An 18,971-nucleotide genomic window follows, 5' to 3' on the forward strand; every position below is an offset into this window, starting at 1 on the left:
TGGGTGTACCGCCGGAGGGCGGCACACCCACGGTGTCAGTCGGCGCGCTGGGGACTGGAATTTTGCTGCTGGGCTTCGTGCAGCTGATCTTCGAGGGACACGATCCGGCACGCCGCGTCGACGGCGGTGCCCTGGTCGACCAGTTCCCGCGCCCGTGCGGCGATACGCAACTGGCGGCGGGAGTAACGCCGGTGCCCGCCAGCGGAGCGTTGCGGCTGGATCAGACCGGCTTCGTCGAGGCTGCGCAAAAAGTTCTGACTTGCGCCGAGCATGTCTGCGGCGCGGCCCATGGTGTAGGCGGGGTAGTCCTCGTCGTCGAATTTGTCCGCCCCGCCATCCGGCACGGCCGGGTCGTGTTGGTCAGGGATCATTCCACCTCCACATCACAAGGGACCCCGGGTGCCGTACAGGCACCCGGGGTCCCAGGGGTTTGGGTTTCATCATTGCCAACCGGCATCCACGCCGGACTGTTGTACCCGCATCCAGCCGAAAAGCGAACTGTGCGGGGATCGCTGAATCGTAACCGAGAACCACCTTCCAATCCGATGGGACTGCGGTACCCGCGCGGCGCTACTGCACAGCCGCAGCGGGCGATCCAATGATGTGCCCTGTCCCTTCTTTTCTGTGTTTCTCTCTTACTCGGTACCGCTGCGGTCATCACCGGCCGGAACCCCTTACCAAGATCGGTCCCAGCACGCCTGATGTCGCTGGGGAATGCGGGGCTGGCCCGTGCGCTGCCTGGCCCGCATCCGCCCGTCTTCTTTACTGCATACTGCGAACTGACATCACTGCACGCGGACACTCGTGCTCATCCGCGTCTGCTGCACCAGGGCCGCCACTGCTTCGTCTTCACTACCCGGCCCCGGGGCCGCCACCAGCCGGAACCCCTTCCGTGATCGGCTCCGTCCCGCATGGCGGTCTCGCTTGTCCTTTCGCGGGCAGTTACGTCATCTCCCGCGCCATCTGACGCTGTCTCTCCCTGAACAAGGGGAACAGTACACCCTGCGGCAGTTGAATGTCTACCCCTGGCGACATAGATTTACTGGACGGCAGGTGAGGGAATGTCTGATCCAGCGCGCCGCAGGTCAGCGGCCATACCTCGCCTGGTGACCGGATTGAGCAGATGTCCGGCCTGCTCCGGGCCAGCCGACATCCGGACGACGAGAGGAACGCGTGAGCATGTGCGCGCCGATACCGCTCGAGACCTGGGTGACCGGACCGGTCCGCGCCACCATCGCGGCGATGAGAGTCGATCCCTGGGGATCAGCCGTGCTTGACACCACCAGGACGAGATACGCGCCGAACTCGCCGCGGCAGGCTCGGCACCAGGCCGCCCCACCCTCACCTCTACCTGCACGTGCTCGGCCGCGCCATGGACTACGTCGGCACGAACGTCCCCGGCGACACTCTGCCCCTCGCCCGCGTGCACGACACCGGGACGGACTAGTTCACCATCCGCATCGCTGCCGCGTGCCAGCTCGCCATCAGTGAAGGTCTCGCCGCCTGAACAGCGGTTCCTGCGCTGGGCCGACGACGACCCGGGTGCAGTTCATCGATTCCGCGCTCGATACACCGGTCGGGAACCGTAGCGGAACGCGCGGCACTGCCGGAGCTGGCGGCGCGGATCGCCAGGCTGATCATCCAGCATTGGGGCGACTGATGGGCCGGAACCCGTGGGAGACCGGCTGCACGACCCAGCCAGTCACATTGTCAACATTCGGAATCTGGCAGGTAACCCTGGACACGGTCACTCGATGGAGCGGGGAAGTGTGGAGCCAGCCGGCAAATGTGGCGTACGCGGTCAGTGCGATGCCACATTGCTTGCCGAGGCGGCAGGTTGACGATCGGCGGGTGGCGGGATCTCTCGTCCGAGGCCGCAGATGATCGCGTCGAAGAGCGGAGTCGGTTCACGAGGAAACGGCGATGTGCCGGGCGTTCCGTTCGGCTGTGCCTGCTGAGACTCCATTACTCATCCTCGCGAAGTGGTAACCAGGATATCGTGAAGGCGTCACTCTAACGGCGGTAGCCCGCGACAGCTATCCCTTGACCAGGTGACCGACGTGCTCCTGGCGGCCCCCATGCCCGCCAAAATTCGGCGTGCCCGGCCGCCACCGCGGACACTCGGCGAACCCTTGGACCCCTCCTCGCCAGCACCATCGACAACCCGACGGAGGCGCCGTGCGTCCGCGTGGACCACAAGACTCACCGAACCTGCTGGTCGGCGACTATCTCCAGTTCGCAACAGTCCGCCCTCCCGCCTACGGCCGTGCCGTCGACGAAGGCTTCGCCCGGGTGGCGCGAATTGAACGCGTTCCGGCTGAGGTCGCGTCACGAGTCCTCGACAGCGCCTACGTCGACGGGCTCTCGCTGGCGGTGATGTGGTGCCACGGCGCGCCGGGGCCGGTTGTGGTGAGCAGTGGCGACGTCTGTGTGCTTGATTGGGCCAGCGAGCACCGCGCACAACACGACCGGCAGCACCCCTGGTGGCCACCCGCGCTCAGCTTCTTGTTTCCCGGTGCTGTTCCCGCCGGGGTGAAGCCGCCACCGCGCCGACGCATTCCGGAACCGCTCCGGCAGCCCGTCGCGTGGGCAACGCCGACCATTACGCCGAAGGCGCCGGTGCGCGCGACCGGGTTCACCAAACCCGCCTCGGCTCTCCGTATTGGGGACTACCTGCGCGTTCACGCGGACCGCAGGCCGGTGAGCGATCAGGACATCGACAAGGGCTGGACGCAGGAGGGCCCCAACGGCCGACGACACCACCTTCGTCGACCCGGAGATCATTCACGGCGACGCCGACGTGGACCCGGTGCTGCTGCACGATGCGGGGACTACCCCGAGGCGACGGCGGGTGGCGCGAGCTGGCCGCGTCTTTGTCCACCCCGGAACCGGGCTACGACCTGCGAGAAGGCGGAGCGGCTGTCGCGCGATCCGTTTGGTGTCCTGGATCGCGAACGCTTCGCCGCGCAGCACTGCGTCCCGATCGCCTACGCGACCGAGCCCTGGAACCCCGTCCTGGAAATGCTGCCGCAGGCGCGTGCACTCACCACGCGTCCTGAACTCCAGCTACTTCAGGATCGAAAACCGGTACATGATCGGACAAGGGGGTGTGAGCGTTGGCTCGGGAACACGAGCGCCGCGACGACGCCACCCGGCCGTCTGGCTCCTGACGAACCACCGGAACTGGCCGTTCGACCGAGAGCAGCGACTCAACCAGCGCAAACAGGACAACGAGAACGAGGAGGGTGCCATGGCTAGCACCGCTCCCGTTCTCATCCTTGGAGTGCCCCCGGCAGGACTCGAACCTGCGACCAAGAGATTAGAAGTCTCTCGCTCTATCCGCTGAGCTACGGAGGCGTTCTGTGCTCGACGCGCGGCCAGGGTAACCCGCGTGAAGTCCTTGTTCAGCCTTGGCGCGCGTCTGTTGCCGAGCCGGTATCCAACTGATTCGGCATCGCTGTACGGTGAGAAGTCGACCGTGCACGCGGCATTCTGGACAGCGGTTTTCCCTTCTCGGCGTGAGCAGTGCCCTGAGCCGGTCGCATGGTGCCCACCTGCTGCGCTCGGTCCAGGCCTGGTGACAAGTATCCACCCTCGGCTCGCTCGGGCGTCGAGATGGTCCGCGTGCCGCTCACGCCTATTGCCTACGTCACAGTCGAGGGACGTGCCTGCCTGTGCGCGTGCTCCGGTGGCGACGCCGGGGCCAGGGCGCGCAGGCCGGATGCCTAGTCTCGTGAGGTGCCTCCCGAGACGTCCTCGACCAGCGAGCTGCCGAAGTCCGACCCGACGGGGTCGCGTCGGCGCCGGGCCACCGCGCTGGTCAGCCTGTTGCTGCCGGGCGCGATGTTCGCCGTGCTGATCGCCGCCCTGCTGACCGCGTTGTTCGCCGACGACCTCTACGCCTCGCTCGGACTGCCCGATCCCGGTGTTCTGGTCCAGCTCGGACTGCCTGCGGTCCGGGTGATCGCCGAGCTCGGTGCGATCGTCTGCATCGGCTCGCTGCTGTCTGCCGCGTTCCTGGTGCCGCCGCAGCCGTCCGGCATGCTCGCCGCAGACGGCTATGCCGCCGTGCGGACTGCGGGCTGGGCGGCGGTCGTGTGGGCGGTCGGCTCCGCCCTGGTGGTCCCGTTGTTCGTGGCGGAGGCCGTCGGACGTCCGCTCGACGAGGTGCTCGAACCGCAGATCCTGGGTTCCCTCATCCCCAGGCTGGAGCAGACCGGGGCGTGGCTGCTGACCGGGGGCATCGCCCTGGCGGTGGCGATCGCCTGTCGCTTCATCCTCACCTGGCGGTGGGCGCTGGCGGCGTTCGCCGTCGCGCTGGCCGGGATGCTGCCGGTGGTCGTCACGGGGCACTCGGCGACCGGCGGCGCCCACGACGTCGCGACGAACAGCCTGCTCATGCACCTCTACGCCGCCTCCCTATGGGTGGGCGGCCTGATCGCGCTGCTCGCCCACGGACTCCGGCGGGGATCACATCTCGCGCTGGCGACGACCCGGTTCTCGCGCATCGCCCTCGTCTGCTGGATCGTCATGGCCGTCTCGGGAACGATCAACGGGCTCGTCCGGGTGAGCATCGGCGAGCTGTTCACGACGGTCTACGGGCGGCTACTGCTGATCAAGATCGCGGCGCTGATCCTGCTGGGCGTCGTCGGATACTTCCAACGCAGGCGCAGTGTGGCGGATGTCGTGGCCGCAGGCTCCGGCCGCACGCTGATCCGACTCGCCTCGGTCGAGGTGCTCATCATGCTCGGCACGGTGGGCGTGTCTGTGGCCTTGGGACAGACGCCTCCGCCGAGCGAGTTCGACCCGGTCGGGCCCTCCAGTACCGAGGTGGCGCTCGGCTATGACCTGGACGGGCCGCCCACCCTGACGGCCCTCCTGCTGGACTGGCGGTTCGACCTCATCTTCGGGACCGTCGCCCTGGTGCTCGCGGGGCTCTATCTGTACGGGGTCCGAAGGCTCGCCAAGCGCGGCGACGGCTGGCAGCTCGGCCGCACGATCGCCTGGCTGGCGGGCTGCGCGACGCTGCTGATCGCGACGTCCTCCGGCATCGGTCGCTACGCCCCCGCGATGTTCAGCGTGCACATGGGCGCCCACATGCTGCTGGCGATGCTGGTGCCGATCCTGCTCGTGCTGGGCGGCCCGGTCACCCTCGCGCTACGGGCCCTGCCCGCCGCCGGGCGCGATGCCCCGCCCGGCCCCCGCGAGTGGCTGCTCGCCGCGCTGCATTCGCGAGCCACCATGGTGATCACCCATCCGGCGATCGTGTTCACCCTGTTCGTCGGGTCGTTCTACATCCTGTACTTCTCGGGACTCTTCGACGTCGCGCTGCAAGAGCACTGGGCGCATCTGGCGATGAACGCCCACTTCCTCGTCACCGGCTACCTCTTCTACTGGCTGGTCATCGGGGTCGACCCGGCTCCGAGAAATCTGCCGCCGCTGGGCAGGCTCGGCCTGCTGTTCGCGTCGATGCCATTCCACGCCTTCTTCGGCATCGCGCTGATGAGTTCCAGCACCGTGATCGGCGACACGTTCTATCGCAGCCTCGCACTGCCCTGGGCGACGGACCTGCTGGAGGATCAGCGACTGGGCGGCGGACTGTCCTGGGCGGCCGGGGAGATTCCGGTGGTGGTGGTGCTGATCGCGCTGCTGGTGCAGTGGGCTCGGACCGACGGGCGGGCCGCACGGCGGGACGACCGCCGCGCTGACGGCGACGGCGACGCCGATCGCGCGGCCTACAACGAGATGCTCAAGAACCTGTCTGAACGGCCCTGAATACCACAACACCTCGTTCGCAACGCCCGACTACCGGTCTCGTGTCGGCGTGTCGTCCACATGTCTTCGGTTGTCCACAGGCAGGCGGGGTCTTCGTTGCGGTCGTCACGTGTCCCGGTGATCCTGATCTCAGCACTTGCCCGGCAGGCAGGGAGATCACACCCGGAAAGGGCGCACCGATGAACGAGACGACCATCACGATCATGGGCAACCTGATCAGCGGAGTGCGATTCCGCCGGAGCCCCGAGGGAGTGGCGGCGGCCAGCTTCCGGTTGAGCAGCACCGAACGCCGGTACGACCGCGACCGAGGGCACTGGGTCAACGGCGACCGGCTGTTCGTGACGGTTCGTTGCTGGCGGACGCTCGCCGAGCACACGATCGCCGTGCTGGAGAAAGGTGATCCGGTGATCGTGCACGGCAGGCTGCAGACCCGTGAGTACGCGGTGGACGGGCAACGGCGGCACTGCACGGAGCTCACGGCCTCGGCCATCGGACCGGACCTCACCCGGTGCCGTGCTGCTCCGGAGCGGCATGGTGCCCGTGCTTCCGAACAACAGGCGGGCGGCGAGACGGCGGCCGAGCCCGTCTTGGCGGTCGCCACCTGATACGTCGGGCTGGGGGCGGCCCCCGACCCGCTCTCAGCCCGGCTTCTTCGGGGCTTCGCCGCCTCGAGTCGCCGTTCGTGGGATCAGGGACACGCGCCCTGGCCTGCCTGCGCGCGGGCGCTGTCGATCCGCCGATGCCCGGCGGGGGACTCGGAGAGGCCGTCCGAGGTGTCTCGCCTACGGGCATCGCTCTACGATCGCCGGCATGGCCGAGTTCATCTACACCATGAAAAAGGTCCGCAAGGCGCACGGGGACAAGGTCATCCTCGACGACGCGACCATTCAGTTCTACCCAGGCGCCAAGATCGGCGTGGTGGGGCCCAACGGCGCTGGAAAGTCCAGCGTCCTCAAGATCATGGCGGGACTCGACCAGCCCAACAACGGCGAGGCGTATCTGACGCCCGGATACACGGTCGGCATCCTTCAGCAGGAGCCGCCGCTCAACGAGGACAAGACTGTCCTGGGCAACGTCGAAGAGGGCGTCGGCGAGATCAAGGTGAAGCTCGACCGCTTCAACGACATCGCCGCCCAGCTCGCGACCGACTACACCGACGAGCTCATGGAGGAGATGGGCGCCCTCCAGGAGGAGCTCGACGACGCCAACGCCTGGGACCTCGACTCCCAGCTCGAGCAGGCGATGGATGCCCTGCGTTGCCCGCCGCCGGACGCCGACGTGAAGGTCCTCTCCGGTGGTGAGCGTCGCCGGGTCGCCCTCTGCAAGCTGCTGCTCTCCCAGCCCGACCTGCTCCTGCTGGACGAGCCGACCAACCACCTCGACGCGGAGAGCGTGCTCTGGCTGGAACAGCACCTGGCCAACTACACCGGTGCCGTACTGGCCGTCACGCACGATCGGTACTTCCTGGACAACGTCGCCGCCTGGATCCTGGAGCTCGACCGGGGACGGACGTACGTCTACGAGGGCAACTACTCGACCTACCTGGAACAGAAGGCGGAGCGGCTCGCCGTCGCGGGCAAGCGGGACCAGAAGCTGCAGAAGCGGCTGCGGGACGAGTTGGCCTGGGTCCGATCGAATGCCAAGGCCAGACAGACCAAGTCTCGCTCGCGGTTGGCCCGGTACGAGGAGATGGCCGCCGAGGCCGAGAAGACCAGGAAGCTCGACTTCGAGGAGATCCAGATCCCGCCGGGGCCGCGACTCGGCAGTGTCGTCGTCGAGGTCGACAAGCTGAAGAAGGGCTTCGACGAGCGGGTGCTCATCGACGGGCTCTCCTTCGACCTGCCCCGCAACGGGATCGTCGGCGTCGTAGGACCGAACGGGGTCGGGAAGACGACCTTGTTCAAGACCATCGTCGGGCTGGAGCAGGCGGACAGCGGTGCCGTCCGGATCGGCGAGACGGTGAAGCTGTCCTACGTTGATCAGAACAGGGGCGGTATCGACCCCAAGAAGAACGTGTGGGAGGTGGTCTCCGACGGACTCGACTACATGCACGTGGGCAACGTCGAGATGCCCTCCCGTGCCTACATCGGTGCCTTCGGGTTCAAGGGACCCGACCAGCAGAAGCCTGCGGGCGTGCTCTCCGGCGGCGAACGCAACCGGCTGAATCTCGCTCTCACCCTCAAACAGGGCGGGAACCTGATCCTGCTGGACGAGCCGACGAACGACCTCGACGTCGAGACCCTCGGCTCGTTGGAGAACGCCTTGGAGCAGTTCCCCGGCTGCGCCGTGGTGATCTCGCACGATCGCTGGTTCCTGGACCGGGTGGCCACGCACATCCTCGCCTGGGAAGGCACCGAGGACGCCCCTGGAAGCTGGTACTGGTTCGAGGGCAACTTCGAGGGCTACGAGAAGAACAAGGTCGAGCGGCTCGGACCCGACGCGGCGCGCCCGCACCGCGTCACCCGACGCAAACTGACACGCGACTGAACGGAGCATGGTGGCGTCCGCCTGGGGTGCGACACCGGCGAATGGCGAGGTGGGTTCCGCTCTGGAGCTCGCCTGGCGACTCCGTTGGAGCGCACCGGAGGTGACCCTCCTCGCGGGCGAGCGAGCCCGCAGGCTCGCCACCGAGGAGGGCGATCACCGCAGCAGACTCTCCGCCGAGTTGATGGCGTTGTTCGCCCTCAATCGGCTCGGACGAGGTGTGGTGGTCGTCGAGCGCGGCATCGCAGCTCTCCGTGAGGTCGAGGTCGAGCGGTTCACCGAGCTGTCCGCGCCGCTGCGGGTCGAACTGGCCCACAGCGCGCGGATAGTCGGTGCCCCGTTGATTGCCTTCGGGCTGCTGCGGCCGGTGTTGGAGGACGACGGTCTGGCATCCGACGTGCGCGCCGCAGGTCTGTTGGAACTCGCGGAGTGTCTGCCCGGCGGAAGCCGGGACGAGGGATGGTCCCAGGCGCTGTCCGCAGCAGATCGGCTGTACGAGTCCGATGCCGCGCTGCACCCAGACGACGTATTGCTACGGCAGGCCATGATCCAGGCGCTGCGGGCGGGTTTTCACCGCAGGCGAGGCGAACCGGGACGGTCCGAGCAGTGCGTGCTCCACGGGCTCGACCTGCTGGACGGCGTCCGGGGCGCGGCGGCCGACAGCGGACAGGCGCATGCGCGGCTGATGCTCGAACGGGCCCACCTGTTGCTGGACGGCGGGCGGACCGACCTGGCCGTGGACGTCTGCCGCGCCACGCTGGACCGGCCCGTCCGAGCCGCGTCGGCCTCGGCCGTCGGCTGGCTTCGGGTGGTGCTGGCCACCAGACTGCACCTGCCTGCCGGCCGGCCGGAGACGGCACGTGAGCTGTTGTTGGAGGCGGCGGCCGGTGCTCGACGGCACGGGCTGGACCCCTTGCTCTCGGAGAGCCTGCAGGCCCTGTCGTATCTCTACGAGGCCGTCGACGAGTTGCCCGAGGCGCTGCGCTGCCTCCGCGCCGCGCACGCCGCCGAGCAGCGTAGGCAGCGAGCCGTCAGCGCGGCCCGGCTGCAGTTGGCTGCGGAGTTCTCGTCCAGCTTCGGCGACGCCGCAGCCTTGAAAGCCACCCTGACCGGCCTGTTGCGGCCGGACGCCGAGTCGGGGCCGGTGATCGACTCCTCGTACACCGCGACGTCGAGCCCGGTCCCGGGTTCGGCCGAGACTGCGGACGGCGCGGAGGCACAGCCCGGCGGGGCGTCGGTGGCGTGGCGCATCGACGACTCCGCTGGTGACGCCCGTGGTCAGGCCGTCGCACCCGGCGGCGAGCCGATCCGGGCGGCCTTCACCCTGCCGCCGGGAGTCGCAGTGCGGGATGCGGCAGACCAGGATCGGGCGGCGCTCTCGGCGCCACGCGGTCGGCACGGGGCGACCGACTCGCACACTGCGGCGACGCTGGGTGCGGGCGGCGAGCGCGACGCGGAGGACCTCCCACCGCCTGGCGGTCCAGCGCGCGAATCGGCCTCGCCGAGCCTGCCGGACTGGCGGGTGCGGGCCGACCAGGGGGACCCGGCCGTGGTCGACTCGATCGACGGCGGATCGGGGGTGACCGGCTGGGCAGCAGCCCCGCCGAGGACCAGCGACGAGCCCCGCACAGCTGCGGACGATTTCTCGTCGCGGCGCCCGGACGATGCGGGCGGGGAGTCCCACGCACAAGAATTCGTCGCTTCGATCCCTTCGGCGGAGCCCGCCGCCGCACAGCCGCAGGCAGCGGAGCCCGCCGATCGACACGTCCCGGCCCTGCCGTCGAACTGGCAGGTCGGCGCGCCTGCGGCGACGGAGCAGGCCTGGCATGTGACGGCCGAGAGCTTCGACGGTCCCGCGCCGTCGACACCGATGACCGAAGCCTCGGCCGGGCGGACGGCCGCTGTGCCCGCTGACGTGGGTCCGGCTGACGTGGGTCCTGCTGGCGAGGCGCCTGCCGACCAAAGGCCCGCTGACACGGTGTTCACCGGCTCGACGGAGGTGAGTGCGGGCCAGATGGACGCGCGCCGATCGGACGCCGATGCTCCCCCGCCGGGGACGTTCGTCGAGCCCGGCGCGGGGTCCGAGTCCGGCTCGTCGGCCCCCTCGGCGCCCCGCGATCAGGTGAGGAGTTCCGCCGACATCTCGCGCCGTGGCGACACCTCTGCGGAGACGTCCGACCGGGCCGCAGCAGCGTCGGCCCCTGCGGTTTCCGAGCTGGTCCACCCCGCGCCCCCCATCGGCTTCGAGGGGAATTCCGGCGTGGTCTCCGGCCGTGAACCAGTGGGCGAGGCCGTCGCTTCGGCAGGCGTGCAGTCCGAGCTCGCCGCAGCAGGCGGGACGGGTCCGGCCTTCGGGGTGGAGCGCGCAGCCGGGCAGGCGACGTCCGGGAGGCAGGCGGGCTTCGACCCGCCTGCGACGCCCTCAGTAGTGTCTCGGCGGTCGGACCGGCACGACGAGGAACAGACGTCCGGGCCGCTCGGCGCGACCTTCGCCGCGGAGCCGCTGCCGTCGCGGCGCGCGGCGGCGGGCGGCGGGGAACTGCCCGTCGCAGCCGATCACCGCTCCGAGTCCGCTCCGTCATGGGCTGCCGAACCCGCGCCTGCCGCAGGCGGACCGGTGTCCTGGGCGGCGAGGCCGGGAGAACAGCCGACCCCGCCGCAGGGGATGCCGGTGTCGGGTGCTCCTGCCGTATCGGGATTGCCCGACGATGCGGCACTGGCGAACGAGATCACCGCGCCCTTGCCGGTCATCCGCGACGACACACCGCCCACCAGCGGCGACACGCTGCCCAGCTTCAGCCTGAGCGAGCTGGCGGCGATGGGCGGGGAGATCGACCTCGCCCCGAGTTCGCTGGCGCTCTTCCGGGGCATCGGCACCACCGATCCGCTGCTCGCCTACGAACGGGCCGACGACGAGGATCAGGAGCCGGCGGACCCGGTGCCCCCCATGCCGTTCGGCATGTTCGGCGTCGGAGTGCCGATGCCGTCACCGCCTCGCCCGGAGCCCGCCGAACAGCCCGCCGCCACGCACCCCGCATCGGGGGACTCCGCGTCTCGAGAGCCCGAATATCAGGACCCGACGGCCCGGGCGCCCGCTGCGCAGCACCCGGCCGTCACCGGTCCTGTCGACGACCCGACCGACCACGCCCCCACCGCCCCGCCTGCGCCTGCTCCCGGCGCCGAAGCCGACGTCCACTCGGTTCAGGATCTGCCTCCACCGGTTCAGGAACGCGGTGGTGGTGCCGACCACGCCCGAGCCAAGGGAGCCGATGTCGGCGCGGCGAGCAGCTTCGGTGCAGAACCGTCGACGACTCCTCCGACCGAGACCTCACCCGGCTTCGAGTCGCCGGAACCCACGCGGCCGACCGGTGATCCGCTGGATGTCGCCGTCATGACGGACGGCCCGCGCACCGCTGCGGGCGGCGCCCCGCCGAGCCCGGCATCCCACCGAGCGCAGGCCGTCGAACCGGAGGGGGCGTCCCCTCCGTCGGGACCCGTCGACCCGGCCGTGTTCGATGCGGCGGCATCCGCGTCGCACGACGACGACGCCGACGGCCGGACACCCGAGACAGGGTCCGCAGGGACCGCCATCGGAACCTCCGGCGGAGCAGGGGACGCAGCAGCAGCAGCCGAATGGCGGTCGGGGGGCCGGTCGGCGAATTCCGGCCGTCGGGCACACGCTGCCGAGGCCACCGCAGCACCGGAGTGGGAACGGGCGTTGCCTCTCGACGTCGCCTCGGCCCGATCGGATCGCGGAGAGACCACCACGCCTGATCAGCCTGCGTTCCGCGGCGACCCTGCCTCGGCGCGGGCGGAGACGCTCGCCGCGAGCGAGTCCCCGACGCCGCCTGCGGGCATCCCGGTGCGTCCCGCCCGGGAACCGGGTGTAGGCCTGTCGCTCTCGTCCTCGCCCGCGACCTCGTTTCCGTGGGCCGTCGGCGGTCCGGCCGTGCCTCCTCGGAACGTCGGCTCCACCACTGCGGAACAGGAGGGCAGCCCGGCATCGGCGGGTGGCGATCGATCGGCGATCAGCTCCGACGTCGGCGGGGTGGACTCGTCCACGTCTGTTGGCGCTGTGCGTCCTGGGCCGTCCGATCCGGCTGCCGCAGCGACGGGGGCGGCGGACCCCGACCTCGGGGTGAGTCCGCCACCCCGAGTCACGCCCGACGCCGCCGATCTCTCCGCTGCTTCGACGCCGGGGGGTGCGTCAGGGAGCGATGCGGTGCCGGGCTTCGAATTGCGTGGCTCGAGGGATGCCGTGGCTCGGGACGACGTGCCCGCGACTGCGGCAGGCTCCGCGTCCGGGCCGCAGATACCGGGCCCCGCCGCCGAGTCGTCGCCTGCGGAAACCGACCGAGTGCCCGCAGGCTCGACGCCGACACCGTGGACGGGCGCGGACTTCTCGGATGCTCCCACCGAGCCGATCCCCCGGATCGCCGCCTCCGCGTCCGGGTATGAGTCCGTCGATCCCGGCGAGCCGAGGACCCCACCGCTCGGGATCGCGCTCGGCAGGCCGGGGCAGGGCACCGGGGCGCCTGCCGTCGAGTTCGAAGCGGGCCGCGCGACGCCCGACGGCGAGTCCCCGCAGGCTGCGAACTCCGGAGCAGTGTCTCCGCACGCAGTGCCGGTTCCGGAGCCGACGACTCCGGAGACATCCGTTCCGCGAGCAGAGTCTTCGCCCGCCGAGCCTTGGCAGGCAGTCGCCACTTCCGGAGCAGCAACTCCGCAGGAGGCACTTCCGCAGGAAGCACCGCCGCCTGCGCACTCGCCGTCGGTGTCGCACTCCGAGTCGACGCCGTCCGAGACACCGCCGCCCGTCCCGGACCAGGCGGAGTACGGCGACCTGCCTGCCGCAGGCACCCCGGAGCAGGCCACGTCCGTACCGGAGCCGATCGTGTCGCGCTCGGCAGCGGGCGACGATGTGACCAGCACCGGTCGACTGCGCCGAGTGCGTTCTCCACTACGCATCGGGGATCTCCTGGCTGACGCGATGATGGAGTACGAGTCGAGCCTGCGAGGGCTGGAGCTGCCCGTGCCGCCGCCCGCGCCGCGAGTGGGCGAGTCGGGGCAGCCGCCGCAGGCCGCACGCGATTCCGGCGGCGTTCCCGGTGAGTCGGGCACACCGCCCCGGCAGCGCAGCGGCGACGGGGTTCCGCCTGGGGCGAATCAGCTCGGGGCCGCCGCGTTCGTCGACAACGCCAGGCCTCAATCGGAGGTCGCAGGCCGGGAGACCGGCAGCCAGACCCCGTCCTCCGTCGCCTCGGAGCAGGCCGGTGGCGACTGGGCGGTCCTGCCGCCCCGACGAGGACCGGAGTCCGACGTCGTAGCCGACTCGGAGGACGATCAGGTCTGGACACCTCCGGGGGATTGAGGCGGGTGAAACACCCCCCGCCGCAGGCGATCTCCCGGCACCCTCGAAAGCAGCGCACGAGATGACGAACTCATCCGCTCGCCTGTGATCTCGTGCACAGGCGTCGCATGGTGACGTTGCGCCGGGCCATTCCGTGTCACCGTCGATGAGGACTGCCGTTATGGCCGATTGTTCCGCTTCGGTGGGCGGTGGTGCAGGCCCTCGCCTTGCGGAGAGGGATCAGAGTCAGGCACTAAGGTTGGCCCCGGCCTTGGTACAACCGAGGTACCCGTGATGTGGAGTCGTTTGACCATGACCTCGACAGGAGCACAGTCCGAGATGATCGCCACCGGCAACGACGCCGAGTCGGCACCGTCGCACCGCCAGGACAGGACGGCCGCGCTCGAGTGGACTCGCGATCTGCTGCTCGATCGAGCAGCCGAGTCCGAGCCCGCCATCGGCAGTCTGTTGCGACTGTACTTTCGATACGTCTCCGCCGAGGAGGTCGTCGCACACGATGCCGACCAACTCGTCGCAATGCTGTCCTCACACGTTGAGCTGGCACAGCATCGGGTGGCGGGCAGGCCCGCGATCCGTGTGTTCGCCCCGGAGGACGAGAAGGCGGGCGTGACCCGCGACGTCACCGTGATCCAGATCGTCACCGACGACATGCCTTACCTCGTCGAATCGGTCGTCGCGGGCCTGAGCAGGCAGAACGCCTCGGTGGCCCGCATCGTGCATCCCATCGTCGTGGTGCGACGCGATCTGACCGGCGAACTGCTTCAGGTGCTGGACGCGGCAGACCCCAGTGACCCGCCCACGGACTCGCTGGTCGAGTCCTGGATGCACCTGGAGATCGCGCCGATCGGCGACGAGGCGGCACGGGAGGCATTGGAGCGCAGCCTGCACTCGGTGCTCAACGACGTCCGCGAGGTCGTCGAGGACACCGACCGGATGGCCGATCGCGCTCGCTCCCTGTCGGCCGAGCTGGAGTCGGCGACCCTGCCGCTGCCGGTGACCGAGGTTCGCGACGGTGCGCGCCTGCTGCGTTGGCTGGCGGGTGGTCACTTCACCTTCCTGGGATACCGACACTACGAACTCGTCGACGAGCCGGGACACGACGAGCCGGTGCTGCGGACGGTCCTGGCCTCCGGCCTCGGCGTGCTCCGTCGGGACAGCCTCGACGCCAAGGACCTCGCCACCGCCCCGGACGGCATGGCGCACGCGTTGGCGCCCAACCTGCTGGTGCTGACGCAGGGCAGCGCACCGTCGACGGTGCACCGGCCGATGCACCCCTATTACGTCGGCGTCAAGACCTTCGACGAGAACGGTGCGGTCAGCGGCGAACACCGCTTCCTCGGCCTGTTCACCACCACCGCCCTGCATGAGGACGTCCTCGACATCCCCGTCGTCGCACGCAAGGTGCGAACGGTGATCCGTCGGGCGGGATTCCCGCTGGAGTCCTACTCCGGACAGCGAATGCTGGAGGAGTTCCAGAACTACCCTCGGGCCGAGCTGTTCTCGGCGGACCCCGAGACCCTGCAGGACACGATCGCGGGCGTGCTCTCCCTCGTGGAGCGCCGTCGGCTGCGCTTGTTCCTGCGGCGAGACGAGTTCCGCCGCTTCTTCTCCTGCCTGGTCTACCTGCCGAGGGATCGCTACACGACCACGTCGCGGTTGGCGATGCAGGAGGTGCTGCTCCGCGAGCTGCACGGCGTCGAGCTCGAGTACAGCGCGCGCATCGGCGAGTCGTTGCTGGCCAGGGTGCACTTCATGGTCCGAACCGATCCCGACGCCGACGTGACCGTCGACACCGGCATCCTTCAGGATCAGCTCACCGCGGCGGTGCGCACCTGGAGCGACCGGATGGTCGAGGAGGTCATCGCCTCCGACGGTCCCAGGACGACCGAGAACGCCGACGGCGACGATCTGCGGTCGGAACCCGCTGCGGAACGCGGCAGGCAGTACGCCTCGGCGTTCTCCGAGGCGTACAAGGAGGACTTCACCGCCGCCGAGGGCCTCGCCGACCTCCGCAGGCTCTTCGCGCTCTCGGGGCCGGGCGATGTGGACATCTCCTTCTACCGACCGGCCGTCGGCGAACCGGGCGAGCGGCGGTTCAAGCTCTACATGGTCGGGGAGCGCGTCACGCTCTCCCAGGTGCTGCCGATCCTGCAACGGATGGGCGTCGAGGTCGTCGACGAGCGCCCCTACGAGGTCAATCGACACGACGGCGTCCAGTGCTGGGTCTACGACTTCGGCCTCCGGCTCGACGTCGCGCTCCTGGACGACCAGACCCCGAACATGGCCGAGCTCCAGAGTCGTTTCCAGGACGCCTTCGTGGCCGCCTGGGAGGGCCGCTGCGAGGTCGACGGATTCAACTCGCTCGTCTTGCGCGCCGATCTCACCTGGCAGCAGGCCGTCCTGCTCCGCACCTACGCCAAGTACCTCCGGCAGGCGCGGATCGCCTACAGCCAGGACTACATCGAGGACACCCTGCGGGCGAACCCGGTCGTCACCAGGGCGCTGGTCAGGCTCTTCGAGTCGCGATTCGACCCCGCACTGGCCGAGGAGGCGCGGCGGTCGGGGACGGAGTCCGCGCTCGCCGAGATCGAGGCGCTGCTCGACGAGGTCACCAGCCTCGACGTCGACCGGATCCTGCAGTCTTACGTGACGTTGATCCGTGCGACGCTGCGTACGAACTACTTCGTCCGTGACGAGGCAGGCGAGCCCAGGCCCTACCTCGCCGTCAAGCTCAAGCCGAGCGAACTGCCCGACCTGCCCGAACCCCGGCCCGCCTACGAGATCTTCGTCTGCTCACCTCGGGTCGAGGGCGTGCACCTGCGCTTCGGCGCGGTCGCGCGGGGCGGGCTGCGCTGGTCCGACCGCCGGGAGGACTTCCGCACCGAGATCCTGGGGTTGGTCAAGGCCCAGGCGGTGAAGAACGCCGTGATCGTGCCGGTCGGTGCGAAGGGCGGATTCGTCGTGAAGCGTCCGCCCGCGCCCACCGGCGATGCGGGTCGGGACCGGGAGGCACACGCCGCCGAGGGGGTGGCCTGCTACCGGATGTTCATCTCCGGCCTGCTGGACCTCACCGACAATCTCGACGCCGGACAGGCCGTGCCCGCCCCCCAGGTCGTGCGCCACGACGGCGACGACACCTACCTGGTGGTGGCCGCGGACAAGGGCACGGCGCGGTTCTCCGACATCGCCAACGACGTGGCGAAGTCCTACGGCTTCTGGCTGGGCGACGCCTTCGCCTCCGGCGGATCGGCGGGCTACGACCACAAGCAGATGGGGATCACGGCCAGGGGCGGCTGGGAGAGCGTCCGTCGGCACTTCCGCGAGCTGGGCGTGGACACTCAGCAGGACGACTTCACGGTCGTCGGCGTCGGCGACATGTCCGGTGACGTCTTCGGCAATGGAATGCTGCTCTCCGAGCACATCCGGCTGATCGCCGCGTTCGACCACCGGCACATCTTCCTCGACCCCGAACCCGACGTCGCCGTCTCCTTCGCCGAGCGGCGCAGACTCTTCGCGCTGCCCCGGTCGAGCTGGGACGACTACGACCGAACGCGGATCAGCACGGGCGGCGGCGTCTGGCCGCGCAGCGTCAAGGCCATCCCGATCGCCCCCCAGGTCCGCGCCGCGCTCGGCCTGGCCGACTCGGTCACCCAGCTGTCGTCGCCGGAACTGGTCAAGGCCATCCTCCTGGCCCCGGTGGACCTGTTGTGGAACGGCGGGATCGGCACCTACGTCAAGGCCGCCGACGAGTCACACGCCGAGGTGGGCGACAAGGCCAACGACGTGCTGCGAGTCGACGGCCGTGACCTGCGCGTCAAGGTCGTCGGCGAAGGCGGCAACCTGGGGCTGACCCAGCGTGGCCGCATCGAGTTCGCCAGGGCGGGCGGCAAGGTCAACACCGATGCGCTGGACAACTCAGCAGGCGTGGACTGCTCCGACCACGAGGTGAACATCAAGGTCCTGCTGGACCGGGTCATCGCCTCGGGCGCGCTGGAGCCACAACGGCGCAACGAACTGCTCGGGGAGATGACCGACGAGGTCGCCGAGCTGGTCCTGGCCGACAACTACCGGCAGAACGCGGTCCTGGGAGTCTCCCGATCCCACGCCGCCCCGATGCTGTCGGTGCATGCGCGCCTGGTGGCGGGCCTGGAGGCGACCCATGGGCTCGACCGGGAGCTCGAGGTGCTGCCCACCGCCCAGCGGTTCAAGGCCATGGACAAGGCAGGGGAGGGGCTGACCTCGCCGGAGCTGGCCACACTGATGGCCCACGTCAAGCTTGCGCTCAAGGACGACGTGCTGGCAGGAAGTCTGCCGGAGGCCGAGATCTTCGCGGGCAGACTGCCGAGCTACTTCCCCACACCGTTGCGCGAGCGGTTCGGCGACGTCATCTCGCAGCATCCGCTTCGTCGCGAGATCATCACCACGATGCTGGTCAACGAGGTCGTCGACGGCGGCGGCATCTCCTACGCCTTCCGGCTGTCCGAGGAGATGAGCGTCACCACGACCGACGCCGTGCGTGCGTTCGCGGTGGTCACCGAGGTCTTCGACCTGCCAGCGCTCTGGCGGGCCGTCGACGAGCTGGACACGACGGTGCCCAGCGCCGTCGCCGACGACCTGGTCCTGCAGTCGCGGCGGCTGTTGGATCGCGCGGCGCGCTGGCTGTTGTCGAACCGTCCGCAGCCGCTGGCGGTCGGTGCCGAGATCTCGCGATTCAAGCCGGTGGTGCAGGCGCTGACCCCGCACGTCCCCGACCTGCTGCAGGGTCGGGAACGCGAGACCGCAGCGGGCCTGACGAAGAACCTGGTCGCCTCCGGGGTGCCCGAGGACACGGCGGACCGCATCGCCGCCCTCCTGCACACCTTCAGCCTGCTCGACATCACCGAGGTCGCCGAGCTGGCGGAGCGGGACGGCGGCGTCAGCCGGGAACGCAGCCCCGAGGAGGCAGCCGAGCTGTACTTCGCGGTGTCGGCGCACCTGGACATCGACCGGATTCTGAACTCGGTGAGCGATCTCGAACGCGGCAACCGCTGGCACGCGCTGGCACGGCTCGCCCTGCGCGACGACGTCTACACCTCATTGCGCAAGATCACCATCGACGTCCTGCGCAACAGCGACCAGGGGCAGACCGTGGCGGAGAAGATCGACCAGTGGGAGCAGGCCAACTCCTCCCGGCTCGAGCGGGCGGGAACCACCCTGGCCGCGATCAACGCCGTCACGAAGCTGGATCTGGCGACCCTGTCGGTGGCGGCCCGGCAGATCCGCAGCATGGTGCGGTGACCGTGTCTGCGGCTCCGGCGACCCCGATAGGGTGAGCGAGGAACGGTATGAGGTCGATCCGCAG

General features: G+C 69.6%; 6 protein-coding genes and 1 tRNA gene. 5 read left to right on the top strand and 2 right to left on the bottom strand.

The window, feature by feature from the left end:
- Positions 1-35 precede the first annotated feature (35 nt).
- Together UA74_RS07940 and UA74_RS07945 are read right to left on the bottom strand one after the other, a co-directional pair.
- Positions 36-371, bottom strand: a complete 336-nt coding sequence (locus UA74_RS07940) for a helix-turn-helix domain-containing protein (protein ID WP_075739693.1) — start codon at positions 369-371, stop codon at positions 36-38.
- A gap of 2,913 nt (positions 372-3,284) precedes the next feature.
- Positions 3,285-3,357, bottom strand: a tRNA-Arg gene (locus UA74_RS07945).
- Positions 3,358-3,738: 381 nt separating this feature from the next.
- Between UA74_RS07945 and UA74_RS07950 the strand changes: the two genes are divergently transcribed.
- The 5 genes from UA74_RS07950 (at position 3,739) to UA74_RS07970 (ending at position 18,907) form a co-directional block, all read left to right on the top strand.
- Entirely contained in the window at positions 3,739-5,775 is a 2,037-nt protein-coding gene (locus tag UA74_RS07950) for a cytochrome c oxidase assembly protein (RefSeq protein WP_075739694.1), read from the top strand.
- 179 nt (positions 5,776-5,954) lie between these two features.
- Positions 5,955-6,380, top strand: coding sequence for a single-stranded DNA-binding protein (gene ssb, locus UA74_RS07955; RefSeq protein WP_075739695.1), 426 nt, complete (start codon positions 5,955-5,957; stop codon positions 6,378-6,380).
- 205 nt (positions 6,381-6,585) lie between these two features.
- Positions 6,586-8,262: an energy-dependent translational throttle protein EttA gene (ettA, locus tag UA74_RS07960; RefSeq protein WP_075739696.1), complete on the top strand. Its 1,677-nt coding sequence runs from the start codon at positions 6,586-6,588 to the stop codon at positions 8,260-8,262.
- Positions 8,263-8,311: 49 nt separating this feature from the next.
- A complete protein-coding gene (locus UA74_RS07965) occupies positions 8,312-13,630 on the top strand; it encodes a hypothetical protein (RefSeq protein WP_157442188.1) in 5,319 nt (1,772 codons plus the stop codon).
- A gap of 291 nt (positions 13,631-13,921) precedes the next feature.
- Positions 13,922-18,907: an NAD-glutamate dehydrogenase gene (locus UA74_RS07970; RefSeq protein WP_075739698.1), complete on the top strand. Its 4,986-nt coding sequence runs from the start codon at positions 13,922-13,924 to the stop codon at positions 18,905-18,907.
- The last annotated feature ends 64 nt before the right edge of the window (positions 18,908-18,971 follow it).

The sequence above is a fragment of the Actinoalloteichus fjordicus genome (assembly GCF_001941625.1).
Classification (GTDB): Bacteria; Actinomycetota; Actinomycetes; order Mycobacteriales; family Pseudonocardiaceae; genus Actinoalloteichus_A; species Actinoalloteichus_A fjordicus.